We start from the raw sequence: 12,136 nt of genomic DNA, 5'->3' as shown, positions 1-12,136 counted from the left end.
GTCAATTATTAACTGTAAATTTTGAGATTGCTTTAATTTATACAGATTGGTGTTAGCAGTGCAAAATAAGACGGTGGTGATTTCGGCAATTAATACCTCTGTCAATTCTACTACAGCCGCTTCCGATACTGCTGCTGCTTTGAGAAAGGGCATTGCTAAACCAGCAATATCAGCCCCTAAAGCGATCGCTTTAGCCACATCTAAACCATTGCGTAAGCCCCCAGATGCAATTAAGGGAACATCGGGATCATGCTCCCGAATACTGGCAATACAATCGGCTGTGGGTATCCCCCAGTCCCCAAATGTTTGCCCCAAACGCCGCTGTAAGACAGTTTCTGCCCGTTCACTTTCAACCATTGCCCAAGACGTACCACCAGCACCAGCCACATCAATAGCTTGCACTCCCACAGCTATCAATTTTTCTGCCATAGTTGCAGAAATTCCATTACCTACTTCTTTGGCAATTACGGGAACTGGTAAGTTGTTGCACAAGTTAGATATTTTGTCAAGTAATCCATGAAAGTTAGTATCACCCCTGGGTTGAATGAATTCCTGCAAAGGGTTAATATGTAAAATCAAAGCATCGGCTTCCACCAGATCAATAATTCGCAAACATTCATCAATACCATAATCATAATTAAGCTGTACCGCGCCTAAATTAGCAAAGAGGAGAATATCCGGCGCATATTTACGAACAGCAAAGGTATTTGCAACTTGGGGTTTTTCCACTGCCACTCTTACAGATCCTACACCCATTGCTAATTTGTATTCTTGGGCAACTTCGGCCAGACGACGGTTAATAATTCCCGCTGGTTCTGTACCTCCCGTCATGGAGGAAATTAACAAAGGTGCATGGAGATGTTTTCCCAAAAATGTCGTACTCACATCAATATCTTTACCATCAATTTCTGGTAAACAAGTATGGGTAAAGCGATATTTTTCTAACCCAGTGGTAATTACTGGAGATTGGACATTATCTTCTAAACAGATGCGGATATGATCTGCTTTGCGATTTTGGGTTTGGGCTGAGGTGTTAATAGGAGGGTTCACGGCTTAATATGGAGTTATGTGAATATTTATATTTTGCATTAAGCCCTGCCGCTTCAAACACGGGGAGTAAAAGTTTGTGTATATACTCAAGCGTTGATATTCTCCTTTTGCCTTCTTTCTGCTTCTGACTCCTGACTCCTGACTCCTGACTCCTGACTCTTCAAATATTTTTCATATCCAAGCTGATCTAGTGTAGCTTGCTTTTCCATGACCATATTACAAAGACTTTGGCGATAAACTTGCACTTTTTCGAGTAATTCTGGTTGGTGAGTAGCAAGAATTTGTACAGCTAAAAGTCCAGCATTTTTAGAATTCCCAATAGCGACAGTGGCAACAGGTATTCCTGCTGGCATTTGCACTATAGAATATAAAGAATCCACACCTTGTAAATTTCGAGTAGCGACGGGAACACCAATAACAGGTAAAGGAGTTAAAGATGCTACCATACCAGGAAGATGTGCCGCACCACCTGCACCAGCAATAATTACCTTGATACCGCGTTGATGTGCAGTTTTAGCATATTCAAACATTCGTTCTGGGGTACGATGGGCAGAGACAATGGCAACTTCAACTACAATACCAAATTCTTCGCAAATAGCGATCGCATCCTTCATTGTAGGCAAATCGGAATCACTACCCATGATAATACCAACTTCGAGACTCATATAATTTAGGGATTGGGGATTGGGGACTGGGGAAGTAGAGGAAGTGGGGGAAGTAGGGGAAGTAGGGGAAGTAGGGGAAGTAGGGGAAGTAGGGGAATATTTCTTCCCAATGACAACTGACAACTGACAACTGACAACGAACAACTGACAAAAATACCATGCTGGCAAATGTAGATATTATCAACGCAAAAGTCCCCGGTTATCAAGATTTACAAAGAATCTTAGTTAACCAAGCAGGCATAATTGAGCAAATTATGTCTATGAATACAGCATGGGAAAAAGTTGTACGACAAGACTTACAAGTTTTAGATGTGGCTGGAGACTGGATTTCTTTAGGTGGTGTGGACTTACAAATTAATGGTGGACTGGGTTTGGCCTTTCCAGAATTAACAGTAGAAAATTCCTCTATGCTGCCAAAAATCTCTTCATTTCTTTGGGAAGCAGGAGTTGACGGTTATTTACCAACCTTAGTGACCACCTCTATCGAAAATATTCAGCGATCGCTTGCCATTCTCGCCAATTATACCCCCAATTCTCCAACCTCCGCAGAAATTCTCGGAGTCCACCTCGAAGGACCATTTTTAAACTACTACAAACGCGGCGCACATCCAGCCGAGTATCTTCTGCGTCTCACCATAGATCAAATTAAACGTGTATTAGGAGATTATGCCCATATCGTCAAACTCATCACCCTCGCACCAGAATTAGACACCACCGGGAAAGTCATCCCATATTTGCGTTCTTTGGGAATCACCGTCAGCTTAGGACATTCTCAAGCCACCGCAGCGGAAGCCCAACAAGCCTTTACTCAAGGTGCTACAATGATAACTCATGCCTTCAACGCCATGCCACCCCTACACCACCGCGAACCAGGGCTATTAGGCGCAGCAATGAACAATCCTGATGTGTTTTGTGCTTTTATTGCCGATGGTCAGCACGTTGCCCCGATGATCTTAAAAATTCTTCTGCGTGCCAGTGAAAGGTTATTCATTGTCAGTGATGCCCTTGCACCATTAGGATTACCCGACGGCATCTATCCTTGGGATACCCGACAAATAGAAATTATCAACGGTACAGCCAGATTACAAGATGGGACATTAACGGGAACAACCCTACCATTATTAGTGGGAGTGCAAAATCTGGTCAAATGGGGAATTTGTGACGTAGAAACCGCCATTAGCCTCGCTACGGACGCACCTAGACAAGCTATTAATTTACCAACATTTGCCGCTAATCAGTCCGCTCATTTATTACGCTGGAACTGGGATCAAATTGGCAAAGAACTGTCTTGGAAACGGTTAACAGCCTGATATTCGGGCGTGAACATACCAGAATTTATAGGATTTGAGGATTTTCAGGACGCAACAATTATAAGGAGAATGCCGAAAACCCTTGAAGGTGCGTCCGATTCAGTGTCAAAGATTTCTAGTGATAACCGCTCATTTTCTCCCCGTCTGGAGTGCCTTTGTGTGAGGTAATTATTTCTAAACACTCGACAATCGAAGCTCTTTTTCTCATTGCTGTCACCAAAGCTTGATAACTATCCCAATTTTCCTGAATCAGATTTTTAGATTGAAGAAGATGAAACCGTTGTTTTTGCTGATAACCTGCTGCCGAAAACCCGATAACTTGCAGAAATTCATTTAACTTAATTTTATCATCATTGCCACCTTCAGCCGACTTAAAAACCAAAGTTTCCGCCGCAATTCCCGCCATCCAAATAGTACAATAACGGTCTAACATTTGAGCAGTAATTTGACCTGTTTCTATTTGCGCTGTTAACTCGCTATCTTCTAAAGTTATTCCCCCTTGTCCTGGTTGTCCTTTTTTCCAAGCTTCCCACGCGCTGAGAGTGTAGCTAGTCACCGGAATTCCTAACAGGTAAGCCACGAGAAAATGACCTGCTTCATGATGTAAAATGCGTTCTTTATATTCTGGAGAAAATCGCGCCATTAAATCTAATACTATCGTTCCTCCCTTTCCCTGAAAGCTGAAATTATCTAAAGTTGCAATTCCTAAAAATGTCACAGTAGCTAAAGCTGGTATCGTTGGGGAAAGATGTATTAATGGTCCTAACAGGCTGGAAAAAGTCATGAGAAAGACGAATATAGCAACGAGATTTATGGCAGTTTGGCTCATGGGAAGTTTTTTAAAGAGGTTGTTTAAATATCATAGAACATAGATCCCCGACTTCTTAAAGAAGTCGGGGATCTGAACATCTTGAATATTGCTATAATAAATTTGTACCATATTCCGTAAAACCATCTAAAATGGGAAACGCTATAAATATCAAAAATTAAAAAATATTGATAAAAACTGGATTTTCGAGTAGATTTAACTATCCTTCAAAAGAAAAATAGCCTTTATGCAACCAACATTATTAGACAAAGCCCTCAATCACTTTCAGGCTTGGGCAATAGAGAACCCTCAAAACCTAGTCAGCCGTACCTTTCTACCTATAATCAGTTTTGTAGAGGGAACAATTGCCAATAATCCACCTTACCTAGATAGGAAAAGGCAAGTGCTGGGGGATGCCTTTTGTTGTGCAGGGGAAGTAGTTTTAGGAGACTTTAAAACCCTAGAAACCGCCCTAACCTCACCCCAAGCCCGTGACTGGAGACTGGGAACTTCCATGCTTAGTTCTAGTCATGGTCCGGGAGTTGATCAAGGAGGTCGCAATGTTCTTTTAATTACTCTCTCAGACGCAGCCGCCGGAGGGGAAAATCATCATGCTTTCCGTAAGTGTGTTGATAATTACTTCTTTAATGAAGGGATGGTAATGCGTCAAAATGATCAAGTAGCACAACGGTTGTTCAATAAGTTAGCGGCTGATTATGTAGATAGAATTACCAATAATACTTTAGAAGAATTTTTCAATAATGATCAACGGGATTGGATGGGCTTTTTAGTCCGGTATCTTCACTACGTTATTTTTGGCATTAATCCTGATGATCAAGCAACGATAAGAATTATTACAACCTTCCACTATACAAAAAGGGGAACATTATATTATTTTGCTGGCAGCAGTAGTTTAGAAAAGTTAAATATATGGGGATTTCGTCAAGTTCCTGAATTGGTAGAGCAAGTAGCGACGATTTACGAAAATTCTCCAGCCTTAGCTAATTTTCAAGAGAACGATCCTAAATATCATAAAATGACGCGGCGAGAACTTGCAAAACTGATGGTGTCTTTAATGAGTATTGCCGGGTTGCAAGGGCCGCTACACTTGGGAAAAACAGCATTGGGTTATCAACCCCTTCCTGCTTACCAAGGTCGTCAAACTGATAAAATTGATGTTAAGAATTATTGGGACAGGCTCGATCTTAATGATCGTCCTAGTATTCAACTTTTTCTGTTAGAATGCGCCCGTCTGTTTATGCCTGTAAGTGCCACTCACCGAGTAGCGACAGAACCATTTACGATTACATTGGCGGGTAAAGCGCGAACTTTTCCGAAAGGAACTAAAATTTTAATTCCTATGCTTTTGGGGATGTTAAGTGAAGATTTTTGGGGAAAAACTGCTTATGAATTTAATGCAGACAGAGAAAATCTTTGCCCTTTTCACATGGGTTTTAATTCCGTTGGTTCCCGTCATGCTGGCCGCATTTGTCCGGGGAAAGACTTAGCATTAGAAATGCTGACCAATGTTATTATTAGCGTGGGTAAAGCTCGTCGCTCTTACTTAAGCCAAATATCCTAGTCCATATCATAAATAAATATTATGCAGCCATTTCTACCTCAAAATGACCCGAAGCCCGCACAACGCCAATCTTCTCTAGAGAAAGGCCGCAAAGAGTATCAATTCATGTATGATTTTTTGCCGCCTATGGCAATGATCAAAAGCGTACCTCCCGCAGAGAATTTTTCTACTAAGTATATTGCTGAACGGACATTAGAGGCAGCAGAACTTCCTCTAAATATGATGGCTGTTAAAACTCATGCTATGTGGGATCCTTTAGATCAATTGCAAGATTATGAGGACTTTTTCCCAGTTTTGCAAAAACCTAATGTGATGAAAACCTATGAAACCGATGATTCCTTCGCAGAACAACGGCTTTGTGGGGTGAATCCGATGGTTTTACGTCAAATTAAGCAAATGCCAGCTAACTTTGCCTTTACCATTGAAGAATTACAGGATAAGTTTGGCAATTCTATTAATTTAATCGAAAGATTGGCCACAGGAAATCTATATGTCGCTGATTATAGATCCTTGGCGTTCATTCAAGGTGGCACTTATGCCAAAGGAAAAAAGTACCTACCAGCACCTCTGGCCTTTTTCTGTTGGCGCAGTTCGGGCTTTCAAGATCGAGGCCAATTAGTCCCTGTAGCCATTCAAATCAATCCCAAGGCAGGTAAAGTCAGCCCCTTGCTAACTCCTTTTGATGACCCTTTAAGCTGGTTTTATGCTAAGTCCTGTGTGCAAATTGCTGATGCTAATCATCATGAAATGAACAGCCATTTATGCCGGACTCACCTGGTAATGGAACCCTTTGCTGTTGTCACCCCTCGTCAACTGGCTGAAAATCATCCTCTGAGAATATTACTCAAACCCCATTTCCGGTTTATGTTGGCTAATAATGATTTAGCTCGCAAGCGTCTGGTTAGTAGGGGCGGTTTTGTGGATGAATTATTAGCAGGAACTCTGCAAGAATCATTGCAAATTGTGGTAGATGCCTATAAAAGTTGGAGTCTAGACCAGTTTGCTCTACCCAGGGAACTCAAAAATCGCGGTGTAGATGATGTGAAAAACTTGCCACATTATCCTTATCGGGATGATGGAATTTTGTTATGGAATGCGATTAATAAGTTTGTATTTAACTATTTGCAGCTTTATTATAAGAGTCCAGCAGACTTGAAAGCAGACGGAGAACTACAAGCTTGGGCGCGGGAATTAGTGGCTCAGGATGGTGGTAGGGTTAAGGGTATGAGCGATCGCATTGATACCTTAGAACAATTAGTTGAGATTGTTACTACTATCATATATATTTGTGGTCCTCAGCATTCGGCGGTTAATTTCTCCCAATATGAATACATGGGTTTTATTCCTAATATGCCCCTAGCTGCTTATCAAGAAATTCAACAAAAGGGTGATATTAAAGACCGTCAAGCCCTCATAGATTTTCTACCACCAGCCAAGCCCACAAATACCCAATTATCAACTGTGTACATACTTTCAGACTATCGTTATGACAGACTGGGATATTATGAAGAGGAAGAATTTGCAGATCCAAATGCTGACCAAGTTGTGAATAAATTTCAGCAAGAATTGAATGTGGTACAGAGAAAAATTGAATTGAATAATAAGGGACGTTTAGTAAATTACGAATATCTCCAACCCAGACTTATTCTCAACAGTATTAGTATTTAACTAATTGCAGAATAGACAAAACCCCTTTTTTAATAATATTAAAATGGGGTATTTTATTCCTCATCATTCACTACAGCACTTCCCGGTGTTATGAGGTACATATCTAGCGGGCAAGACTTGTACTGAGCTTGTCGATAGCGCAGCGTGGCGTTAGCCATAGTATGCCCGCACTACAAGAGTTTCATGATTCAACTTTGTACCTCATAAGAGCGGAAACCGCTGTATAAACAAATGATATGATAGTTTCTCGTTCCCATACTCTGTATGGGAATGAATTACGGAAGGCTCTGCCTTCATTGATACTAAGTCATGGAGGCAGAGCCTCTAAGTAGCATTCCCAGTCGGAGACTGGGAACGAGAAAAAATGTAGGGTGGGTTACGCTTTTGCTAACCCACCCTACGTATATTTGAAGATTTCAACAAGACGATTAATTTAATTGCAACTTAAGAATCCATTTCCGCTAATTCCAACCAGCGTTCTGTGGACAAATCAATATTTTTCTTCAGAGTTTCCACCTCTTCATATAGCTTTTGCACTTGGCTATAATTTCCAGCCACAGTTGTTAATTTCTTTTCTGCTGCTGTTTTTTCTGTTTCTAACTTGGCAATTTTCTGTTCTAATTCCTCAAATTCCCGTCTTTCCCAATTGGATAACCTCCGGGCTTTTTTAGTCTCTGCAACTGGAGATACAACCTTTGATTCTACAATTACAGTTTTTGACGGTTCTTGTTTTTCTGCTTCTTCAGCTTTTTTATAATCTAAATAGATGGAATAATTACCCGGATATTGACGTAAACCTCCACCTTCTTCTAAGGCAAAAATTCTGTCTACTGTCCGATCTAAAAAGTAACGATCATGAGAAACTACAATCACACAACCATTAAAATCTTCTAAATAGTCTTCTAATACCGCTAATGTTTGCACATCTAAATCATTAGTCGGTTCATCCAAAATCAACACATTGGGCGCACTAATGAGAATACGTAATAAAAATAAACGGCGTTTTTCTCCACCAGAAAGTTTATTAATGGGTGCATATTGTTGATTTCCTGGAAACAAAAATCTCTCTAACATTTGGGAAGCAGTGATTTTCGTCCCGTCGGATATTTGAATAAATTCCCCTTCTTCCTTAATGTAATCAATCACTCGTTGATTATCATCTACAGCCGTCAACAATTCTTCTGAATGTTGGTTAAAATAACCAATATGAATTGTAGTCCCAATTTCCACACTACCGGAATCTGGTTTAATTTTGGCAGTCATAATATCCATTAAAGTAGATTTTCCTGCACCATTACCACCAATAATGCCAATCCGATCTTCTGGACTAAATTGATATGTAAAATCTTTAATTAGAGTTCTACCATTGTAGCCTTTACTAACATCTTTGAGTTCAATAACCTTCTTACCAATCCGCCTACCAACGGTAGAAATATCAACCTTACCATTAATTTCTTTAAACTCAGTATCTCGCAAAGCATGAGCGCGTTCAATTCTGGCTTTTTGTTTGGTACTTCTAGCTTTTGGGCCTTTCTTTAACCATTCTAATTCGCGGCGTAAAAGACCTTGATGTTTCCGCTGAGTGCTAACAGCAGATTCTTCAGCTAAAGCTTTCTTTTCTAAATAATAGGAATAATTACCTGTGTAATTGTAAATATCACCTCGATCAATTTCGATAATTCTATTAGTAACTTTATCTAAAAAATAACGATCATGAGTAATTAATAAAAGTGCGCCGCGATAGCGATTTAAATAACTTTGTAACCATTCTACCGATAAAGCATCAAGATGGTTTGTTGGTTCATCCATTAACAATAAATCAGGTTCTGATATCAAGGCTGCTGCTAAAGCAATTCGTTTGCGATATCCCCCTGATAATGTGCCAACTTTCACATCAAAATCAACAATTCCTAACTTTGTTAAAATGATTTTGGCGTTAGTTTCTACTTCCCATGCACCAGTTGCATCCATGCGCTCCATCACAGTAGAAAGACGAGACATTAACTGACTATCATCGGGATAATGTGCCAATTTATCAGATAATTCTTCATACTCTTTGACGAGGTTCATTTGTTCACCACTATCAGCGAATACCTGTTCTAAAACAGTGTGATTTTCGTCCATATCGGGCTGTTGAGGCAAGTAAACAATTTTTGCCCCAGAATTCACTAAAATTTGCCCACTATCAATTGATTCTAGTCTAGCAATCATTTTTAATAAAGTTGATTTACCAGAACCATTAGTGCCGATTAAACCAACTTTATCATTAGTATCAAGGCTGAAATTAGCATCTTTTAAAAGTTCTTTAATTCCAAAATCTTTCTTAACTGATTGTAAGGTAACAATGCTCATATTATGCGGTAATTAGTGATTAAGAATGAGGTGGGCATTGCCCACCTCAAAGATGATTGTAAACGAAATTCTAGACAAATAAATCGAGGGGTAAATGTCCATACATCTCGTTAACTCCTCCCTCTTGATAAGACTGGCAAGATACTAACACTCCCCGATGATGCCCAGCATAGGAATCGAGATAACACAAGCCATTTTTGCCATTTAACTTGATGTAAACTGGGCCTTCTGGTTGTGGTAAATCAATTGGTGCTTGATAACCCAAAGCGCGAGAATAGGTTTTCATGGCTAAAATTCCCTCTGCGGCTGTATCAGCACAAATACCTAAGATTTGATAATCAGTAAGACTGGTGAGAAAAATTAATGCCTCACGAGTGGAAACTTTTTCGGACGGTTTAAGAATGGGGGCAATATCCAGACAGTTAAATTTGTTGAGTATTTTCTTGGCTTCTGGGAGTGAGAGTTGCTGATGATTGGGAGTAGACATAATATTGATTTGTCTAGTTTTTACGTCTGGTTCTGGTTTTGGGAGGGAGATTTGCTCAACATTACTGGCATTTTTGCACAAAATCAAGATTGATATGGCATATTCCCTAAGTTTTACGAGGAATATTTGCTGTTTTGGTAGTCTTCACTGAAAATTAGCACATCTGGTTTATTGATACGGTTATTATACCCTGCTGTTTGCTGCGGGGAATAATTATTTTAGCGACAATATTTTCTAATATAATTCCCAAAAGTGAAGTTTGCCAAATTACAAGTTACCAATTTTTCAAAATTATCTCTTCTGTTCCTAAAGGAAGATAACTGTATCTATTGCTTCAATATTGATCACAAATCAACTCAATTATGTGGTAGTATTAACTGCAAGTAATTATCAATTAATGTGGCTATGCCATTTAAATCTATCCGATTATCCAAAAGGCGTAAACATTCTGTTCGTCCCCTCCAGCGGCTATTTAAATATGGACATCAGTATACTAAACAAATTCGACTGGCCATTGGTGCTTCTATCCTCAATAAAGTTTTTGACTTAGCACCCCCTGTATTAATTGGGATTGCGGTGGATGTGGTAGTCAAGCAACAAGATTCTATCATCGCCCGATTAGGCGTAAAAGATATTTATGGGCAATTTCTGATTTTATCCTTGTTGACGGTGATTACTTGGGTGTTGGAGTCATTGTTTGAATATGTCTATAAGTTACTATGGCGCAATTTGGGACAGAATATTCAGCATAATTTACGACTGGACGCATATAAACATTTACAAGAATTAGAATTAGCTTATTTTGAAGAACGCAGCACCGGTGGTTTAATGTCTATTTTGAGTGATGATATTAACCAATTAGAGCGGTTTCTGGATGTGGGTGCAAATGACATTATTCAAGTAACTACTACTATTATTATTGTTGGGGCTGCGTTTTTTATTTTAGCTCCTAGTGTAGCTGGGATGGCAATTTTGCCCATGCCATTTATTCTCTTTGGTTCGATAATTTGCCAGAAATTTCTTGCGCCTCGTTATGCAGAAGTTCGGGAAAAAGTCGGTTTATTAAATGGGAGATTATCTAATAATTTGAGTGGAATTACCACTATTAAAAGTTTTACAGCAGAAGCTTATGAAGCGGCGCGGGTAGAATCTGAAAGTAATGCTTATCGTCAAAGTAATGCTAAGGCAATTGCTTTATCTGCGGGGTATATTCCGATTATTCGGATGTTCATTTTAATCGCTTTTACCATCTTGCTATTATTTGGCGGTATGGCAGCGGTAGAAGGCAGATTGGCTGTAGGTGCTTATAGTTCTTTGGTGTTTTTAGTTCAGCTTTTGCTGTGGCCATTAACCAGATTAGGTGATACTTTTGATTTATATCAAAGGGCAATGGCTTCTACTAATCGAGTGATGGATTTGTTGGATACTCCCATGGCAATTCATACCGGAAATATTGATTTACCTGTAGATATGATTCGGGGGGCTTTGGAATTTCAAAATGTGAGTTTTGCTTATCAAAATAGAAATCCAATTATTCACAATTTATCTTTGGAAATTCCCGCAGGAAATACAATTGCAATTGTGGGTTCGACAGGTTCAGGAAAAAGCACTTTGGTTAAACTATTACTGCGATTTTATGAGGTGCAAAGTGGTAAAATTACTTTGGATGGAATTGATTTACAACAATTAAATTTGCGAGATCTACGCCGGGCTATTGGTTTGGTTAGTCAGGATGTGTTTTTATTTCATGGTACAGTGGGAGAAAATATTGCCTATGGGACTTTTACCGCTACCGATGAAGATATTATCATGGCGGCGAAAATAGCCGAAGCTCATGATTTTATTATGAGTTTGCCCCAAGGTTATGAGACAATTGTGGGAGAACGGGGGCAAAAGTTATCTGGGGGACAAAGACAACGAATTGCGATCGCTCGCGCAGTATTAAAAGATCCACCAATTTTGATCCTAGATGAAGCTACCTCAGCGGTAGACAATGAAACCGAAGCCGCAATTCAGCGTTCTTTAGAACGGATTACGGTCAATCGGACCACAATAGCGATCGCTCACCGTCTTTCCACCATTCGTAATGCTGATTGTATTTATGTCATGGAACATGGCAAATTAGTCGAAGCCGGAACTCATGAACAACTATTAGAGAAAAACGGCATTTACACCAGTTTATGGCGTGTGCAATCTGGGTTAAAATAGCAAAAA

The 12,136-nt window shown here is 39.7% G+C and carries 9 protein-coding genes; 4 read left to right on the top strand and 5 right to left on the bottom strand.

From position 1 onward, the window contains the following. Together fni and purE are read right to left on the bottom strand one after the other, a co-directional pair. Positions 1-1,050 (bottom strand): type 2 isopentenyl-diphosphate Delta-isomerase (gene fni, locus FJR08_RS11245; protein ID WP_168633211.1); only part of this gene is annotated, 1,050 nt, incomplete at its 3' end. Between the two features lie 86 nt (positions 1,051-1,136). Next, on the bottom strand, positions 1,137-1,715 hold the full coding sequence (purE, locus tag FJR08_RS11240; RefSeq protein ID WP_168633210.1) for a 5-(carboxyamino)imidazole ribonucleotide mutase: 579 nt from the start codon (positions 1,713-1,715) through the stop codon (positions 1,137-1,139). 158 nt (positions 1,716-1,873) lie between these two features. Between purE and nagA the strand changes: the two genes are divergently transcribed. Continuing rightward, the gene (gene nagA / locus FJR08_RS11235; protein WP_015083578.1) at positions 1,874-3,025 is read left to right on the top strand and encodes an N-acetylglucosamine-6-phosphate deacetylase; all 1,152 of its coding nucleotides are present in this window, start codon (positions 1,874-1,876) and stop codon (positions 3,023-3,025) included. A 115-nt stretch (positions 3,026-3,140) separates the two neighbouring features. Here nagA and FJR08_RS11230 read toward each other — a convergent pair whose 3' ends face one another. Beyond that, entirely contained in the window at positions 3,141-3,854 is a 714-nt protein-coding gene (locus FJR08_RS11230) for an ATP-dependent Zn protease (RefSeq protein WP_148762348.1), read from the bottom strand. Between the two features lie 226 nt (positions 3,855-4,080). On the opposite strand from FJR08_RS11230, the gene FJR08_RS11225 reads away from it, so the two are divergent. Both FJR08_RS11225 and FJR08_RS11220 read left to right on the top strand, forming a co-directional pair. Further along, positions 4,081-5,415 (top strand): cytochrome 450, encoded by a 1,335-nt coding sequence (locus tag FJR08_RS11225; protein ID WP_168633209.1) that lies wholly within the window; start codon positions 4,081-4,083, stop codon positions 5,413-5,415. A 21-nt stretch (positions 5,416-5,436) separates the two neighbouring features. Then, on the top strand, positions 5,437-7,083 hold the full coding sequence (locus FJR08_RS11220; protein WP_168633208.1) for a lipoxygenase family protein: 1,647 nt from the start codon (positions 5,437-5,439) through the stop codon (positions 7,081-7,083). Positions 7,084-7,527: 444 nt separating this feature from the next. On the opposite strand, the gene FJR08_RS11215 is transcribed toward FJR08_RS11220, so the two are convergent. Then, a complete protein-coding gene (locus tag FJR08_RS11215; RefSeq protein WP_168633207.1) occupies positions 7,528-9,435 on the bottom strand; it encodes an ABC-F family ATP-binding cassette domain-containing protein in 1,908 nt (635 codons plus the stop codon). A 70-nt stretch (positions 9,436-9,505) separates the two neighbouring features. Further along, the gene (locus tag FJR08_RS11210; RefSeq protein WP_168633254.1) at positions 9,506-9,922 is read right to left on the bottom strand and encodes a DUF1824 family protein; all 417 of its coding nucleotides are present in this window, start codon (positions 9,920-9,922) and stop codon (positions 9,506-9,508) included. A 405-nt stretch (positions 9,923-10,327) separates the two neighbouring features. On the opposite strand from FJR08_RS11210, the gene FJR08_RS11205 reads away from it, so the two are divergent. Further along, a complete protein-coding gene (locus tag FJR08_RS11205) occupies positions 10,328-12,130 on the top strand; it encodes an ABC transporter ATP-binding protein (RefSeq protein ID WP_174783069.1) in 1,803 nt (600 codons plus the stop codon). The last annotated feature ends 6 nt before the right edge of the window (positions 12,131-12,136 follow it).

The organism is Dolichospermum sp. UHCC 0260 (genome assembly GCF_009711985.1).
GTDB classification, from domain to species: Bacteria; Cyanobacteriota; Cyanobacteriia; order Cyanobacteriales; family Nostocaceae; genus Dolichospermum; species Dolichospermum lemmermannii.
Note: the sequence above shows the minus strand (reverse complement) of the source record. Positions and strands in the feature narration are given on the sequence as shown.